Consider the following 16953-nt stretch of genomic DNA (forward strand, 5'->3'; position numbering starts at 1 on the left):
GGTTCCACCCGTTCCCATTCCGAACACGGTAGTTAAGCTCTTTCGCGCCTACGATACTTGATCATCTCGATCTGGGAAAATTGGTCAATGCCGGCATAGCATTTAGAGCATATGAATGCTCTAGATATTCCTCCATAGCTCAGTCGGTAGAGCACGCGGCTGTTAACCGCGGTGTCGCTGGTTCGAGTCCAGCTGGGGGAGCCATTGAAAGCTACGGGAAAATCCGTAGCTTTTTTGTTTGTATGAATCCTTGCGAAATAAATGAGAAATGCGGACGGCGATTTATTCGCTGTCCGCATTTTTACGATATCTGTAGATTTACGATTACTTGAAAAGCCACTGGCGCAGCAGTGCCAGATCCATGCCATTAATGGCGGCATCCTGACTGATATCTGCCGAGGGCAGTTGCCCCTTGGAGAGATTTTCCTGACGAATCAGATATTTTTGCAGCAGAACATAGTCCGCAAAATTGCATTCGCCGTCGCCGTTGATGTCAAAATCAACCCCATCCAATGCAACAAATGTGATGCCGAATGCTTCGGCGTGACTTTGTGCGGAGGAATCACGGTAACCGTAGATGATGCCATCAAAGTGTCCGCTGTATTCCTTCGATTTAATGCCGTTGGAGATGGTTTCGATGCTGCCATAGATGTCGCAGTTGGGGTTGCAGATGGTGATTTTCTGAAGCACCCAGCAATCTTCAAATGCCCGCACTGCAATTTCTTTGACGCTGGCGGGGAGTTCCATGGCGGTAAGGGCACGGCAGGAAGAAAATGCGCTGGAGCCAATGCGCTCTAAGCCATCGGGAAGCGTGGCGGAGGTAAGAGCGTAGCAAGCGGAGAAAGCAGCATCTCCAATTTCCGTCACATTGGCGGGAATGGCGATAGATTCAAGCTTTTGACACCCTGTAAAGAGATTGCTGGGAACTTTGGTGATGCCGTTGGGGAGATGCGCCTCGGTCAGCGTCTGGCATTTTTGAAATGCTTTGGCGCCAAGCGTGGTCACATTGTCCGGAATGTAGATTTTCTCCAGAGCATAACAGTTGCGGAATGCTTCTGTGCCAATGCTCTCCAAAGATTCCGGCAGCGTCACGGTTTGCAGCTTCTCGCATCCGCTGAAAGCCATCATGCCGATGACACGCACACCCTCGGGAATCTGCACCTCCGTCAGGTTTTTATTGTGGGCAAAGGCGTTGCTGGAAATGCCGACGGTGTCCGGACGAATGGTCACACTGGTGACGCTGGAATCGCAGGAGATCAGCCAGTTTCCGGCATATACCATGCTCTCGGAATTCTGCTTCTGAATCAGCGGTGTGCTGTCGAATGCCATATCGCCGATGGCGGTGACACGGTCCGGAATCTGAATGTCCTCCAATTCCGTTCCGTAAAAGGCATAGTCGCCGATTTCCTCCAGTGTAGCGGGCAGCTGAATGGCGGAGATGCTGGTGTCCTGGAATGCATATGCGCCAATGGTGGTGACGCCCTCCGGAATATGCAGCCCCGTGACCAGTCTCTGATTTCTCAGCGCACCGGGAGCGACGGTCACCAATCCTTCCGGAAGTGTTACTTCTCCGCTCAGTTCACCGCTGCCGATCAGAATGTTGTTGACGATGATCAGATTGCCCGCAATCTCGGACTGTGCGTTGAACCATGCGGTTTTGTGAAAGGCGTACATGCCAATGCCGGATAGACTTTTGGGGAAGAAGATGCTGCTAAGGCTGGAGCAGCTGTTAAACGCCTCGCTGCCCACAGTTTTCAGCGTGCTGGGAAAGGAGAGTTCCGTCAGCCCGCTGCACGCAAAAAACGCACTGTCCCCGATGGTTTCCAGTCCGTTCCGGAATGTGACGGTTTGGAGGGCGGTGCAGTTCTTGAAGCAGCTCCCTCCAATGCTGGTGACGGAAGCCGGAATGTCAATGGATTCCAGTGCGGTGTTGGAGAATGCCAGTGCGCCGAGATAGTCCGGCTGTTCCGGCAGAGTCACGTTCTTTAAGCTGGTGCATCTGGCAAACAGGTAATCCTCCACGGCACGGAGGTTCTTGGGAAGACGCACTTCTGTGAGCGCCGTGCAGCCGGAAAATGCACTGTTGCCAATGCTGCGGATGCTGTCCGGCAGGGTGACATCAGTGAGATTTTCCAGATTTGAAAATGCCTGAAATGAAATGCTGGTGATGCTGTCCGGCAGCGTGAGGGATTCCAGCGCAGTGCACTTGGAGAGGGCAAAGCTGCCGATGCTGTTCACCGGTGTACCGTCGATTTCGGCGGGAATTTGGAGTGTCGTTCCGGTGAATACCAGCTGTTCGATCTGGATACCGGCGTTATCAATGTGGTATGTGATGGTGCCTACGCTGTCATCGGTGTAGGTCAGCGAAGTGGTTTCAGCAGCGGATGCGGAGAGCGAAACGCCAGGAAACGCTTTCCCATGCATGGCAACTGGCGTCATGCAGATGCACAGCGCCAGAATACCGGCAGCAGTTTTTTTCCAATTCATAATGTTCCTCCTGTTTTGACGGCTGTTTCAATAATTTCTTACCGTTTTATTATAACAAAGAAATTATATTTTGTCAATCCGCCGTGAGATGTGAAACAATTGGAAGGCTTGTGAACGAAACAGAGAAAAATGCTGCATGAAATAATTTTGTCATATATAAATCGATGTCTTGACAAAATTCATTTTCTGTGCTACAATAAAAGTTGAGTATGTTACATTTCAGGGGATTGTATCATAGAAAGGAATTTATCGAGCATGAATCGTCAGGAGAAAATCACAAAGACGACCGGGCAAATTCTGCGGGAAAACATCTGTACGCTGTTCAACCTGCTGAATCTGCTCATCGCCGTTGCGCTGGTGTACGTTCACGCATGGTCCAACCTGTTCTTTATTTTTGTCATTGCGTTCAATACCATTATTGGCATTGCGCAGGAGATCAAGGCAAAGCGTTTGATTGAGAAGCTCTCCCTGCTTTCTGCGCCCAAGGCAGAGGTGGAGCGAAACGGCAAGGTGCAGGAAATCGCCGTGGAGGAGATCGAACTGGAGGACATCCTGCTGCTGGACAGCGGTAAGCAGATTTGCGCCGATGCCACAGTGGTGGAGGGCACGGTGGAAGTCAACGAGTCCCTCCTGACTGGTGAGTCGGACGCCATCTTGAAGAAGACGGGGGATTCGCTGCTCTCCGGCAGCTCTGTCATCAGCGGAAAGTGCCGTGCGCAGGTCATCCACGTGGGCAGCGATAACTACGCTGCCAAAATCGCCAGAGAGGCAAAGAAAACCAAGGCGATCAACTCGGAGCTGGTGCTCTCTATGCGGAAGGTCACCAAGCTGACGGGTTTCTTTATCGTGCCGCTGGGTGTGCTCCTGTTCCTGCAGGCGTACCTGATGCGGGACAACAGCCTTTACGATGCTGTTGTCACTACCTCCGCCGGACTGCTGGGTATGCTGCCCAAGGGCTTGTACCTGCTGATCAGCATCGGACTTGCTGCCGGCATTGTGGCACTCTCCCGAAAAAATGTGCTGGTGCAGGATCTGTACTCGCTGGAAAATCTGGCGCATGTGGACGTGCTCTGTCTGGATAAGACCGGTACGCTGACAGAGGGAAAAATGCAGGTGGAGGCGGTCATTCCGCTGGCAGACGGTGCGGAAGCGGAGTTCCGGAAGCTTATGGGCAGCTTTCTTCAGAATACCACCGATAACAATGCCACATTTCAGGCGCTGAACGAATATTTTACTTGGTCGGATGCCTACGCACAGGCGGCAAGCGTTCCCTTTTCCTCCGACCGGAAGTGGAGCGCCATTACCTTTGCCCACGGTGTCACATTTGTTGTGGGCGCACCGGAAAAGCTGTGCCCGTCGGAACTGCCGGAGCAGCTGCGGGCGCATATGCAGGCGGGTAAGCGAATCCTGCTGGCAGGCATCACACAGGAGACGGTTTCCAAACAGGAGGCGCTGCCGAAGATCCAGCTGCTCGCTGCCATTACCATTGTGGATCCCATCCGGAAAAATGCCCCTGCTGCCATGGAATATTTCCGCAGCGAGGGCGTTGCGGTAAAGATCATCTCCGGCGATAATCCGGTGACGGTTTCCGCCATTGCCGCACAGGCTGGCGTGCCGGGGGCAGAAAAGTACATCGATATGAGTCAGATCGGGGACGAGGACATCGACGCCATTGTGGAAACACACTCCGTCTTTGGACGTGTGACACCGGTTCAGAAGAAACAGCTGGTGGAGGCGCTGCACCGGAAAAAGCATACCGTCGCCATGACCGGCGACGGCGTCAACGATTTGCTCGCCCTGAAAGAAGCGGATTGCAGCATTGCTGTGGGACAGGGTAGCGATGCTGCCCGTCAGGTGGCGCAGCTGGTGCTGCTGGACTCGGATTTCTCCGTGCTGCGGGATGTCCTCATGCAGGGACGGCGTGTGGTCAATAACATCACCAAGTCCGCCGGCGTGTTCTTTATCAAGACGCTGTACTCCATTCTGCTGTGCGCCATTTGTCTGGTGACGAATACGCCGTTCCCGTTCATCCCCATTCAGATCACACTGATCGATCTGGTGATCGAGGGCTATCCGTCTTTCTTTGCCTCCTTTGAGCCGAACGCCAAGAAGGTCACGACACGCTTCCTGCCCGAGGCCATTCGACGGGCTGCCCCCAACGCCATTGCCATTGGGGTGTGCTTTGTGCTGTATCTGATTCTGTACGCCGCAGGCATCATCGGCGCCGGCGGAGAGAATACCCAGGCGAATGCCCTGCTGTACCTGCTGATCGGAACGGTGGGCATCATGGGCGTCTTTAAGATGTGCTACCCCATGAACCGGCTGCGGGCGTTTCTGGCGGTGACAACGGCGGTGGGACACTATGCCGTGGTTGCCCTGTGTCTGTTCCTCAAGGATCACATCCTCTGTCTGGATATCCTCCATATGGCAGTGCCCACCGGAACCACACTGCTGCTCTTTGTGCTGTTCACGGCGGTCAGCGTGCTGACGGAACGGCTGCTCTCCTGTACGGTTTTCCGGAAAAAAACGGCTTGACGAGACAAGCCGGATCATCCATAGATTTGTGAAACAGGTCACTCTGCAACAGCGCAGAGCGACCTGCTTTTTTCAGGAAATAGAGGGACTTCGTGGTTAATTTTCACAAATGTTCCCTTGATTTTTACCATGTTTTATGTTATGATAGGAGAAAAAACAGAAAAATAGGAGGGAAAAGTGTGATTCGAATTGCAATATGCGATGACGAAGCGTCGCAGGCGAGGGAGATTGCAAGAATCGTGGGAAATTTTTTTCAAAAACAGGAAATTGCACACCGCATTGATCTGTTTTCCAGCGGGGAGGCGCTGCTGAAAGATCAGGAGTTTATCGACGTGGTCTTTCTGGACATCCAGATGGGCGGTATCGACGGCATTGAAACGGCGCAGGAGCTGCGGAACCGTGACACACGGACGGTGCTGTTTTTCATTACATCCTATTCCCAGCACATCATGCGTTCCATGACCATCCACCCCTTTGCCTTTCTGGTGAAGCCGGTGGAGGAGGAACAGCTGGTGCAGAATCTGGAGGACTACCTGAACTACGCCCGCAGCATGCAGCAGGAAGAGCAGGAGGGTGAGATCTACCTCATGGAGGGGGAGATGCTGACACGGTTTGATCCGAACGAGATCTATTATTTCCACTATCTGAAAGATCGGGTGATCGAGGTGGTCACCGAGAAAAAACGGCATCAGGTGAAAAATACCATTACCCAGCTGTATGACATGCTGAACCACAATCTGTTTCTTATGCCCAGTCAGAGTTTTCTCGTGAATATCCAGTACATTCAATCCGTCAACACCAAGGCAAAGTCGCTGATCATGAAAAACGGTGATGTGATTCTGGTCGCCAGACGGCGGTATCCGGAGATCTTTGAGTTTCTCAGCCATAGTTATTTCAAGTGAGGTGATGGTCTGTGGTAAAATTTGCGCTGGAATGTATGACGACACTGCTGTGCGCAGTTCTTTTCGTGTTTTTCCTGTCCGCAAGGTACCAGCTCTGGAAGGAACGCCGTGTGCTGCGGTTCGTGCTGGCGGCTGCAGTCGTGGCGGGGAAGATGCTGGTTGGCTATCTGCGGATTCCGCCGCTGAACTTCATTTCCTTTTGCCTGATGATGCTGCTCCTGCTCTGGATTCTGTATGAGCGGCCGTATCCGCTGCTGGTGCTCAATCTGGGGGCTTTTGTGGCGGCAACGATGACTGCCGACACCTTTGGTGTCCTGCTGGTATCGGCGCTTCGCCGTGTCACCATTGTCACAGTGCTGAGCGAGGATGCTATGTTTTTCCAGGACCACGTCTGGAACTGGCTTATTGTGATCGTTTTGGTGCGTCTTTTGAGCGTTCTGCTCGGGCGGAGCGAGGGAAAATCCATCCGGTGGCATGAGGGCGTGTTTTATGTCCTGCTGATTCTCTTTCAGGTGGCGATCTTCGCCTATATTTCCACATCGATTCAGGAGTATTCGAGAGGTTCGTTTCTGATGCTGCTGATGGGAGGATATCTGCTGCTGGACATCTATATCATCTTTGTGTTTTACCAGATCTCTCATGCGAGAGAGGCGGAGCGGCAGGTGGAACTGATGGAACAGCAAGGACAGATTCAGCTGCAAATGTATCGGGAACTGCAAAAGAAATACGACCAGTCCTGTTCCATTATGCACGACATCAACCGGCACTTGAATATGCTGGAACAGCAGACGAAGGGCAGGGAGGACGATCGGACACGGCAGTACTTTGCCGATATGCACAAGGCCGTGGGACAGCTCTCGCCCATGATCAAGAATCAAAATGCCATGCTGGAAATCATCCTGAACATTCTCGCAGAGCGTTCCCAGAAGGAGTCGATTCTTTTGGACATGGATGTGGAGGAACGCTCCCTGCATTTTATCTCCGACATGGATCTCACCACCATTTTTTCCAACCTGCTGGACAATGCGGTGGAGGCGTGCATGAAGCTTCCGCCGGAACAGCGGTGGATCCAACTGAAGCTGGAACAGAGGATGGGACTGATCCGAGTGCGGATCCAGAACAGCTGTCTGTCCGAGGAGGAGGAGCGAAAACTGCCACGGGATGCAACGGCAAGATCGCACATCGGCATCGGGTTATCCAACGTAAAAATGACAGTAAAGAAGTATGATGGCACGGCGGAGATTCATCGGGGGCTGGAAAGATTTGATGTTTTACTGATTATTCCAGTTCCAAATTCGGATTAAAATTCCCAAAATTTGAAAATTTTCTCCCAAAAAAATTTTTGACTTGACCAAATGAAGACGAAAAACGACCAAATAAAGCTGGAGGGTTGATTTTCAGCGAAAATGGTGCTATACTGGGTGATACAAGACGTCTTGGATTTTCAGAAAGGAGAACATGAACCATGCAGAGCAAAAAGGGAATGAAGAAGGGTATTCTGACCGGTGTTGCTGCTGTATCCAGAAAGGCTTCTGAGTTTACTGCAAACCTTCCGTGCGTTTGGTGGAACTATCAGCCCCAGATGCCCAAGTCTGTAAAGAAGATGCGGAAGTTCTGATGCTGGCACGTCTGGCAGAAAAATTTGCGGGGAAGTTGGTACAGGCAGGAACGGTATCTCAGGAGGAGGCAGACGTATACGCATTTGGCTTTTACCAGATGCTTATGCTGCTGCTGAATGTTGGGACAACGCTGCTGCTGGGAGCCGCTTTTGGGTTGTTCTTACCCTGTGTGCTTTTAAATGTTGCCTATATCCCGATTCGGGTGAGTGCCGGTGGTCACCACGCAGACACCCCGTTTCGATGCTATCTTTTTTCCACGTTGCTGATCGCCGGGCTGCTGGGGATTCTCAAGTGGGTTCCGATTCCTCCGGCGGTATCGCTGGGGCTGCTCGCAGTGTCTGGTGTGGTGATCTGGATCATGGCACCGGTAGAAACGGAGAACCATCCGCTGGATGAAACAGAGCGTCATGTCTATCGCAGACGGGCGCATGCGGTGCTGATCGCAGAGCTTGCGGCGGGACTGCTGGCTGTGATTCTGGCAAGGGAACAACTCGCTGCCATTGTTGCGCTTGGTCTTGGGACGGAGTGCGGGATGCTGCTGGCCGGGGCTTGGAAAAACCGCCGGCATATGCAGCAGGATGCGGAAGACGAATGGTCTGGAGATAGCGGCAAATTGCAGAAATAGTATTCTGGATGAGCAAAGACACTGGTTTCTTGGATTCATTGTGCGGAATGCGAGAATTGTGCCAGGTGGTATTCTATGTAAATCCTTGTACTTGGAGCACATGCTGCATCGAACCGTTTGGGACGGTGCGGAAACTTTTTGGAAGTGTGCGGACAGTTTTGAAATGCGGATTCGGATTCCTGATGCATAAGATAAATCGACAGTAAGGCTTAAATAAGAATTCACAGGACAAAACTGTGTGCGTGTTCGGGAGACGTGCCGGACATGGCAGCGCATTCGGAAGAGAAGAAAAAAGCGGAAGCTTTCGGTGCATGTGCAGCATCGGGAGCGGAAGTAAGATCTGAAAAGGTCACATAACGGCGGGAGCGGACATTTGTGCAAGTCTGTTCCCGCTGTTTTTTTGTTCGTCCGCAGGAAGCAGGTTCTTGGAAATACGGTGGAGTGTAGACATTGTGTGGCACGGACCGGAATATTTTGCGGATTTCCGCTGGAGTGGTTGACAAAATGCGCAGAATCCGATATAATAGAAATGCTACGTTCCTGCGTTTTGGGCACTTGTTTGCCCCATATGTCCGGTAGAAGTTGCGCAGATTTTGGCGCATTGCGGGGAACGGGCGAAATATGGATGAAATCGCAGATGCCAAAGGCGGCGGATGCATAGATGGTGCCAATTTCCCAGCGAAATGTGCGGAAAATGGGAGAAGTTTGGCGTTTGGACCGCACATCGTTTTTTCGCCGGAATGTGAGCGGCGGGAATTGGAAGGAGAAAAATTATGGCCGGCTCTGAACATGAGTTGAAGAAAAAGCCGAAACTGACAGAAGAAATGGTAACAGAGGTGACCCTTTCGGAACTGGAAAAAAATCCGGAGGGCATTACGAAATATCCGATCCTGGAGTTTGATGAGCGTGCGCTGCGGCTGCTCTCTGCCGGTGTGGCGGAAACGCTGCAATACAGTCATGTGAAACCGGCTGGCGGACGTGCCTACTGTGCAGTCAAGCGTCTGATCGATATTGTGGTTTCGTTTCTTGCATTGGTGCTCCTCGCTGTTCCTATGGGCGTGGTGGCACTGGTTATTTTTGCGCAGGACGGCGGCAATCCGATTTTTTCTCAGGAGCGTCTGACGGAAAACGGCAAGATGTTCCGGATGTATAAGTTCCGCTCCATGTGTCAGGATGCGGAGGAGAAGTTTGCCGAGGTGCAAAAGGAGAATCAGACCGACGGACTGGCGTTCAAGAGCGACAGCGATCCACGAATCACCAGGTTCGGACACTTTATCCGCAAGACCTCCATCGACGAGCTTCCCCAGCTCTGGAACGTGCTGCGGGGACAGATGTCCATCATCGGCCCCCGTCCGCCCCTGCCCCGGGAAGTGGTTCTATATACGCCCCACCAGATGGAACGCCTGCTTGTCAAGGGCGGACTTTCCTGTATCTGTCAGGTGGAGGGACGCAGCGATATGGGATTCGATGCGTGGGTGGAATCCGATATCCGTTACATTCAGACGAGAAATCTGCGGATGGACATCAAGCTGATGTTCAAGATGCTGGTTGCCGTGTTACGCAGAAAGGGCGCACGCTAATGAAGTGAGGTGTTGGACATGAATCCAATGGCAATGATGCAGATGAAAAGTCTGTTCAGTAAATTCAAACGCAATCATCCCAAGGTACCCCAGTTCTTTGCGGCGGCTTCCCGCTGCGTGAATGTGGGGAGCGTCATCGAAATTCAGGTGACCACCGCAGAGGGCAAAACGCTCTGCACCAACATGCGTGTGACAGAGGACGACATGGAAATGGTGCGCCAGCTGGCGGGACAGGCGAAAGCCTGAGATTTTTCTGCGGTAAAATTCGCACAGTTCAAAAAAACAGCCTGTTTTTTCGCAACAGGCTGTTTTTTTCTGTTTGTGTGGCATTGACAAATATTTTAATGTGAGATATAATAAACTCAACCGTTTTCACAATTCCCATGGCATGTCGATTTTTTCCATGGGAAAAACAGGAAACGGAAATATCTTTTGGAGGTATCTCATGAATCTATTCGAACAAATGCTGTCTCAAGCAAAACCGGGAACGGAAATCAAATTAACGCTGTCGAGCGGGCAGGTTATTGCAGGGGTTGTCACGCAAAATGACAATACCGCATCCCTTGCGGTACAGATTACATCTACCGCAGTGGTGCGCTACGATCAAATCGCAGCGATAGAGCAGTTCGGTATCACAAATGCAATGCCGTTGACGCAGCCACAAGCACAGCCCTTGACAGAAACTCCAGCGCAAGTGGATATGAAAATGAAAGATGTGAAGATCCCATCTTTTTCTTGTGCGCAAAAATTAGAAGAACAATATAGTATTCTCAAAAGAGACCAAAAGAAAAAACTCCAATCTCCCTATAATAAATTGATCAACGGGATCAAAAATCATGATACCGACAAGACCAAACAGGCAGTTAGAAATTTGTGGGATACCTGGGATAAAGACGATCAATTATATTATGATTCCCATGTGACACAGTTGATCGCATATGTGTGCTATTTAGATCAGGATTATCAAAATGCCTGGTCATTATTCGCCTATGGTGATGATTTGCGGGAGGCATACCTTGCTGCATATGAACAAGAGACATATGCGCAGGCAGCTGCTTTTGCGGCAGCATTCCTTTGGAAAAACAAACAGACAGATGTCATCCCGGAGGCAATGGAAGTGCTCCGGATCGCCTCGCTGGAGAGCGGCGATATGAGCGGTTTTGCCTATGTAGCAAAGGATCGGGACGCATCCAGTTATCTCTGCCAGGGGATCGATCTGTTGTGCTATACCATGCAGAAGATCTGTCAAAAGAAAAAAATTGCAGTCTCTGGGGAATGCACCAGTGAAACATTGCTGGAAGCGCTGAATAACGCTTATCAAGGGAACGCCGTGGCGAAATTGCTGGAGGAATTCCCGCAGGGAGAACCGGAAGAACCGGAAGAGCCCGAAGAGCCGGAAAAATCGGATTCGGCAACGAATTTGCTTGTGCAGAGAGCAATGGAGCAGGAAAACAATATGCTGTCGGGCAAGATCAGCAAAGTGACGTGGGTCGGAGAGAAAGGCGAGATCACCGTTGCGGATGAGAAGGGTGTAGAAAAGATCTATGCGTTTAAATTCCGTGACATTGTTGATAAGACCTTGAAGAGCGAGTGCGAGCAGGGCGTATCAGAACAGTGGGTTCGGTTCCGGCTAAAGGACGAACAGCCGGTGCAGATTGAAAAGGAAGAGGCGCTGATCCTGAGACGGTTGGATTATGCCAATCAATGTTTCATGCAGAACGATTTTCGAGGGGCATTCCAGCTGTATCAGAGTTCGTTGGATACCGCAAGACAGGAGAACGCATTCATAGGGCTGCTGAGAAGCTTTTTGAGCATAGATGAAACATCTGATGCGGCAGAATCGTACTATGACATCATGCGGGAACTCCTGCGCAAGTATGGCATGGCAACATGGAAAAAAGTCATTGCCTCTAAAAATACCAAGAAATTTAGTGATGTTTGTCAGAAATTCCAGAAAACATACGAACTCTTGGAAATGTGGGAAGAATATCTGGAATTGATGCAAAAAGAACTGGATGTGCTTAGTCCGGACGAAAAATTCCAGGAGCTGTATTGTCACTTTGGAATGGCCAAGAGTCTGATTCACTTGGAGCGGAAACAGGAGGCGATGGAGCATTACGAGATCTGGCACAAAATATATATAAAAGAAAATGCTGCTTTGAAGAACACCCAGTTGTCATACCTCAATGAACACCAGGTCTGCCCCACACTTGCAAATCTGTATTTCGAAGCGGGAGATCTCGCTAAGGCACGGAAATATGCGGAAATATCGAACCAGAACAAGGTCAAGGGACTTCTGGAAAAATTGGACAGCGTAGAAAAATTCCAGATCCCCTCTTCCGAGGAAAACCATTCCTCTGATCCTGAGGAACGCCCGTCTTCTGCTTCTGTGGTGCGCTTTGAAGAGGAGCTTCATGCAACGCCCATTGCACCGAAGCTGGAACCGTCACAAGTGGCAGCGGAGGCAGAACCAGAACCGGAAGAGGAATCAGAGCCGGAAAAGGAGCTGTCCTTCTATCTGGAACAGTATCAGGATGGCGGCGATTTTGAGAAGCTGGGCAAGACGGAGCAGGAGGTTTGCCAGACGGCGCTGTCTTTCGGTGCAGGAAAGGAATACTGCATGCTGTCCTATCTGACGGCAGCAGCCAGCCTCTGTCCGGCATTGCAGCCGGTTTCGCTGGCTGTCAGCTACGCCTATGACGATCCGGCAGCCAAGTGTCACTATACCTCAGAGCAGGTGGCAACTATTATCTATGATGTGATGGACTTGGACTATCTCTCTAAGGAGGATGCGGAGGCGCTGGTCTTTGCGGCAACTCTTCGTGCCCTGTTCTATCACTATAGCATTCCGGATTACGGTCTGGGGGATATTCAGAACATTGCGCTGGACGGCGACCTTGCAAAACAGCACAGTGCCGCCCAGTTCCTGCTGAACCAGCTGTATAGCTTTCGGGAAAATACCGGTTACGGCATGGATGCCTTTGCGGACTACGTGACCAACCCCAGCGGGAAGGACGGAAAGACAGCGGAGGAGATCGTGCGGGGCGCCAAGGAGTGCCGTGACAGCATTCAGGCGCAGTGTGAACGCAGCGAGAGCGTTATGCGCATTACGATCACCCGCAAGATCCTGTTTCAGGATTCAGACAGCAAACTGAAGCAGTGTCTGGAGATCGTCTGCGGGGACGACCGGAGCAGGAGTGCCGAGGTTCAGCAGATGATGACCGACCTCTTCATTCGCAAGAAGCACGAGATCTCGGAGGAAAATCTGGACAAGAAGCGCATCGACGACTACGTGGACGATGGCTGGGATCGTGCTGCCGACCAGATGGAGGAGAACAAAGAGCCGGTTGACCGCTATGTCAAGCTGGTGGGCGGCCGGCGTGGAAATATCGTCAATGCCATGAAACGGGCGCTGGTGTGCATCTGCGAGTGGTTGGATGTGGTCAAGAAGTCCACAAACTCGGAGAACGAGTACGCCAACCGGCTCTATCTGGAGGGAAAGGATGCCATCTACAGCAATCTGGAAACACTGGCGGAGGACTTTGCCAGCGTACCGGGCTGCGGTGCAGCGAGCATTGTCTACACGGCAAAGGAACTGTGCGCACGTCTGGACGGCTCCTATTGTCCACAGAACCGGAAGTATTTCTACCAGCCGTTCCTGCTGAGCAGCCATATTCTGCTGGGAGATGACTTCCTGCCGGAACTGCAGGGCACATTCTGCCGGCTGCCGAAATTCAACGTGCTCTCCCGTATTGAACAGCACGCCGCAGCCAAGCTTCCGACGCTGGAACATCGGGTGGACGAGATCTTCGGCGAGGATCGTGCCCAGTGCAATCTGCGCACCGCACGGCTCATTCAGGAGTACGCTGTAGAAATGGGACTGGATGCTGTGGCAAAGCACAGCAAGTACACCCTCTATAGCCGCTGCATGAATCTGGCGGAGAAGCAGATCCTGTGGCTGCATCAGGACTTCCAGAACGAACTGGAACTGGCACAGAGCTACGGCAGAATCTCGGACATCCGTGGCGTTAAGACCGCCATTGCCAACTGTGCTGATGTGTGGTATGACATCACCTTGCACTCCGGCGATTTCGGCTTCTATATCTCCCTGCTGGAGGCATTGGAGCAGGAGATCACAGACAACGCCAAGGAATACGGCGAGCAGCTGTCCCGCCAGCTGGACACGGTGTTCAGCAATCCGGAGCTGGAACACGGCCCCTATACCAAGGAGGAGATTGCCGGACTCATCGAAACGCAGAATTATACAGCTGCGGAGAACATGATCAACCGCATTCGCCGGCAGGATATCACAGAGGTGCGGGACTTCTCGGAAGAGCCGTTCTACTATCTGGAGAGCTTCCTGAAAGAGTACGCTTCGCTCCACGAGGTTGTGTCTGACCGTGGCATCACCATGGAAAAGGCGATCAAACGGCGTTCTGCCAACACTCTGATGAAGGACAGGCGCAGCGGCGCCCGTCTGATTGAGAAATGGCTCTCCAATGGCAGTGAGCATGCCGGTGTGGAGCGTGTGACGCAGCTGCTGGAACTGCTGGGCTGGACGGACTGCACGGTGACGGAGGAGCCGAATGCCGGGGCAGACATCTATAACGTGAGGATGAAAAAGCGGAGCGGTCATATCTACTATTCGCACCCCATTCCGGCATTTGGCTCGGATTCGGAGGAGGATGGCTTCCGTGTGCTGTGCATCACCGGCGACTTCAATCCGGAGCGCCTGATGGACATGCTGGAGAAGATCAACACCGTTTCCATGAATACCATCATTTTTCTGGATGATTCCATGTCCCTGTCCCAGCGCCGTCACTTTGCACGGAAGCTCAAGGAGAACCAGTCGTTCTCCAAGGTGTTCCTGCTGATCGACCGTGTGCTGCTGTTCTATCTGGCAAAGCACTACAGCACCAACGCCATCAACCGCATACTTATGGCGACGGCACTGCCGTTTGCCTACTGCCAGCCCTTTATACCGGAATCCGGCAAGAAATTCCCGCCGGAGCTGTTCACCGGACGCACCGCAGAACTGGAAAAAATCAAGTCGCCCAATGGCGCAAACTTGATCTACGGCGGACGCCAGCTGGGTAAGAGCGCCCTGCTGAATATGGCGAGAAAGGAAATCGATGGCAACAGTCAGGGGCATCGTGCGGTGGTAGTCGATGTCTTTCATCTGGAATATCCGCAGGCTGCCCGAAAGGTTTCCCAGTCGCTGGTGGACGAGGGCATTCTGGACGAATCCTGCGAGTGCGACGACTGGAGCGTTCTGACACGGCACATCAAGCGCCGTCTGATGGACGAGGAGAACCCCATTAACTATCTGCTGCTGATGCTGGATGAGGGCGATATCTTCATTCAAAGCTGCAGTGCGATCAAGTATCAACCGATTTCCGAGCTGAAGGAGATCCAGTCCAGCAAGTTCAAGTTCGTCATCGCCGGAACGCACAACCTGATCCGATTCAATCGGGAGGAGGTGCTTTCCAACAACATCGGACTGACCCATCTGGAACCCCTGACCATCCACCCGTTCAAGACGCCGGAGGGCACAGAACTGCTGACCCATGCGCTGGGCTATCTGGGCATCCGGTTCCAGGATGAGAATACCATTTCCATGATTCTGGCGCAGACCAATTATTTCCCGGGTCTGATCCAGCTGTACTGCCAGAAGCTGCTGGAGGCAATGAAGCGGGATTATGCCGGCTATAACGAGACGGAAACACCGCCGTACATTGTGACAGAAACCCACCTCAAGAGCGTGCTCTCGGATCCCGGCTTTAACGAGATGATCCGGCAGAAGCTGGACATCACCCTGAAGGTGGATAAGGACGAGGGCGGCTACTACATGATCATTGCACTGATCATTGCCGAGCTGTATTATCGGAAGCAGTCGGATGCCGGCTACTCTCTCGCAGAGATTCGGGAGATCGCCGTGGAAAACCAGATCGGCAGACTTCTGCGGCTGACAGACGAACAGATCAACGAACTGCTCATCGAGATGTGCGACCTGAACGTGCTGGGGGACAACGGCGGAACCTATGTTTTTTCCACTAAGAGCTTTCGGGAACTGCTGGGCGACCAGAAAGAGGTTGCCAACCAGCTGGCAAATTATATCGGGGATGGTGAAGAAGCATGATGACAGAAGAGCTGTGGTGGGGACGCACCCCCAACCCTGCAAGATTTCAGAAAGACGTGCTGGAACAGGTGGAGCTGGAAAATTCTGTCGTCCTGAACTTTCCCGGCGATGTGCCGTGGCGCTCGGTTTTTATCAGCATGCTCCAAAATTCTCTGCATCAGACCAGCGCCACACGGGATTTTTTGGTGATAGAAGCACCATATGAGCGTGATCCCAAAAAACGCATGGAACCCGGGGAATTCATTTTGAAAAATCACTGTGAGCAGTGGGACTACGACAACTACTGGCCCACCCAGACCTATGGACAATACCTGGCAAGCAAACCGGTGACGCTCCACCAGATGTATATCTATGTCAAGGGCATCCATCGGGACGAATGCGAGGCGTGGTTTCAATTTGTGCGGGACTATCTGGAGAGCTTTCCGGAGAATGCCCAGCACGCTGTCTTTCTGCTGGAGGTGCAGTGCTCCAGCGTCAGCGGTTACCGGCAGCTGACCTTCCTGAACTATCAGGACTATGTTTCGGATTATGACGGGCTGATGCTCTGTCTGGCGGTAACGGCGCCGCTGCGGTGCAGCAGCACACAGAAGCAGTACATCGCCGAGATTGCCGACCACATTGCCGGCGAAAACGTCGAGCAGGCGGGACAACTGGCAGACGAGGGCGTGGCACTCGCCCAATCGCCGTTGGAAACGGTGGGAACGCTCTTTGCGGACTACGGCTACAACAGCGAAGACTTGGAAAAACGGGTACACGCTGCTGTGTGGGAGGCGCAGATCAAGATCATCTTCCCGAAGATGGAGCAATTCCGGAGCGCATTTATCCGCAAGCATCACGAAAAGCTGATGGGCGTGATGCCCGTCCGCAATTCCAACGGCGAGACCATCTACGAGCCGGACGAACTGGAACTGGGCACGCTGTACTTCATTTGCAACACCAAGTGCCACGTGGAGCAGAAGGACTATGAAAAGCTGCGGAGCTATCGGGAGGCACGCAACAAGCTGGCGCACTGGGACATCTTGAGCTATGAGGACATGCAGTCGCTGGGCTTGCTTTAAGAGCCCGT

11 protein-coding genes, 1 tRNA gene and 1 rRNA gene are annotated in these 16953 nt (G+C 52.3%); 12 read left to right on the top strand and 1 reads right to left on the bottom strand.

What is annotated here, in order from left to right:
• Both rrf and QZL66_RS07555 read left to right on the top strand, forming a co-directional pair.
• Positions 1 to 96: ribosomal RNA gene (gene rrf / locus QZL66_RS07550) — 5S ribosomal RNA — on the top strand; the annotation flags it as partial.
• A gap of 32 nt (positions 97 to 128) precedes the next feature.
• Positions 129 to 204: transfer RNA gene (locus QZL66_RS07555), tRNA-Asn, on the top strand.
• Positions 205 to 324: 120 nt separating this feature from the next.
• Here the strand turns inward: QZL66_RS07555 and QZL66_RS07560 are convergent.
• On the bottom strand, positions 325 to 2487 hold the full coding sequence (locus QZL66_RS07560) for a leucine-rich repeat protein (protein ID WP_022411126.1): 2163 nt from the start codon (positions 2485 to 2487) through the stop codon (positions 325 to 327).
• 255 nt (positions 2488 to 2742) lie between these two features.
• Here QZL66_RS07560 and QZL66_RS07565 point away from each other — a divergent pair, with 255 nt between their 5' ends.
• The 10 genes from QZL66_RS07565 to QZL66_RS07610 all read left to right on the top strand — a co-directional run bounded on the left by QZL66_RS07565 (position 2743) and on the right by QZL66_RS07610 (position 16945).
• Positions 2743 to 5022 carry a cation-translocating P-type ATPase gene (locus QZL66_RS07565; RefSeq protein ID WP_022411127.1) on the top strand — a complete coding sequence of 760 codons (2280 nt, stop codon included), beginning with the start codon at positions 2743 to 2745 and terminating at the stop codon, positions 5020 to 5022.
• Between the two features lie 179 nt (positions 5023 to 5201).
• Complete coding sequence (locus tag QZL66_RS07570; RefSeq protein WP_022411128.1) at positions 5202 to 5924, top strand: LytR/AlgR family response regulator transcription factor; 723 nt, start codon at positions 5202 to 5204, stop codon at positions 5922 to 5924.
• 11 nt (positions 5925 to 5935) lie between these two features.
• Entirely contained in the window at positions 5936 to 7228 is a 1293-nt protein-coding gene (locus QZL66_RS07575) for an ATP-binding protein (RefSeq protein ID WP_022411129.1), read from the top strand.
• 161 nt (positions 7229 to 7389) lie between these two features.
• Positions 7390 to 7542 carry a cyclic lactone autoinducer peptide gene (locus QZL66_RS07580; RefSeq protein ID WP_022411130.1) on the top strand — a complete coding sequence of 51 codons (153 nt, stop codon included), beginning with the start codon at positions 7390 to 7392 and terminating at the stop codon, positions 7540 to 7542.
• Positions 7542 to 8168 carry an accessory gene regulator B family protein gene (locus QZL66_RS07585; protein WP_022411131.1) on the top strand — a complete coding sequence of 209 codons (627 nt, stop codon included), beginning with the start codon at positions 7542 to 7544 and terminating at the stop codon, positions 8166 to 8168. Before QZL66_RS07580 ends, QZL66_RS07585 begins: the two co-directional genes overlap by 1 nt.
• Positions 8169 to 8789: 621 nt before the next feature.
• Complete coding sequence (locus tag QZL66_RS07590; RefSeq protein ID WP_226942537.1) at positions 8790 to 8966, top strand: hypothetical protein; 177 nt, start codon at positions 8790 to 8792, stop codon at positions 8964 to 8966.
• Positions 8942 to 9748, top strand: a complete 807-nt coding sequence (locus QZL66_RS07595) for a sugar transferase (RefSeq protein ID WP_022411132.1) — start codon at positions 8942 to 8944, stop codon at positions 9746 to 9748. Before QZL66_RS07590 ends, QZL66_RS07595 begins: the two co-directional genes overlap by 25 nt.
• An 18-nt stretch (positions 9749 to 9766) precedes the next feature.
• A complete protein-coding gene (locus QZL66_RS07600) occupies positions 9767 to 9994 on the top strand; it encodes a hypothetical protein (RefSeq protein WP_022411133.1) in 228 nt (75 codons plus the stop codon).
• 625 nt (positions 9995 to 10619) lie between these two features.
• Positions 10620 to 15887, top strand: coding sequence for a hypothetical protein (locus QZL66_RS07605; protein WP_293601979.1), 5268 nt, complete (start codon positions 10620 to 10622; stop codon positions 15885 to 15887).
• Entirely contained in the window at positions 15884 to 16945 is a 1062-nt protein-coding gene (locus QZL66_RS07610) for a hypothetical protein (protein WP_022411135.1), read from the top strand. Before QZL66_RS07605 ends, QZL66_RS07610 begins: the two co-directional genes overlap by 4 nt.
• The last annotated feature ends 8 nt before the right edge of the window (positions 16946 to 16953 follow it).

It is taken from the genome of Ruminococcus sp. CAG:330 (assembly GCF_000437175.1).
Lineage (GTDB): Bacteria > Bacillota > Clostridia > Oscillospirales > Ruminococcaceae > Ruminococcus_C.

What these genes read in the sequence shown, in the direction of transcription:
- QZL66_RS07580 (WP_022411130.1), top strand. Translation starts at nt 7,390, where the DNA reads ATGCAGAGCAAAAAGGGAATGAAGAAGGGTATTCTGACCGGTGTTGCT.
- QZL66_RS07560 (WP_022411126.1), bottom strand. Translation starts at nt 2,487, where the DNA reads ATGAATTGGAAAAAAACTGCTGCCGGTATTCTGGCGCTGTGCATCTGC.
- QZL66_RS07610 (WP_022411135.1), top strand. Translation starts at nt 15,884, where the DNA reads ATGATGACAGAAGAGCTGTGGTGGGGACGCACCCCCAACCCTGCAAGA.
- QZL66_RS07590 (WP_226942537.1), top strand. Translation starts at nt 8,790, where the DNA reads ATGGATGAAATCGCAGATGCCAAAGGCGGCGGATGCATAGATGGTGCC.
- QZL66_RS07585 (WP_022411131.1), top strand. Translation starts at nt 7,542, where the DNA reads ATGCTGGCACGTCTGGCAGAAAAATTTGCGGGGAAGTTGGTACAGGCA.
- QZL66_RS07595 (WP_022411132.1), top strand. Translation starts at nt 8,942, where the DNA reads ATGGCCGGCTCTGAACATGAGTTGAAGAAAAAGCCGAAACTGACAGAA.
- QZL66_RS07600 (WP_022411133.1), top strand. Translation starts at nt 9,767, where the DNA reads ATGAATCCAATGGCAATGATGCAGATGAAAAGTCTGTTCAGTAAATTC.
- QZL66_RS07565 (WP_022411127.1), top strand. Translation starts at nt 2,743, where the DNA reads ATGAATCGTCAGGAGAAAATCACAAAGACGACCGGGCAAATTCTGCGG.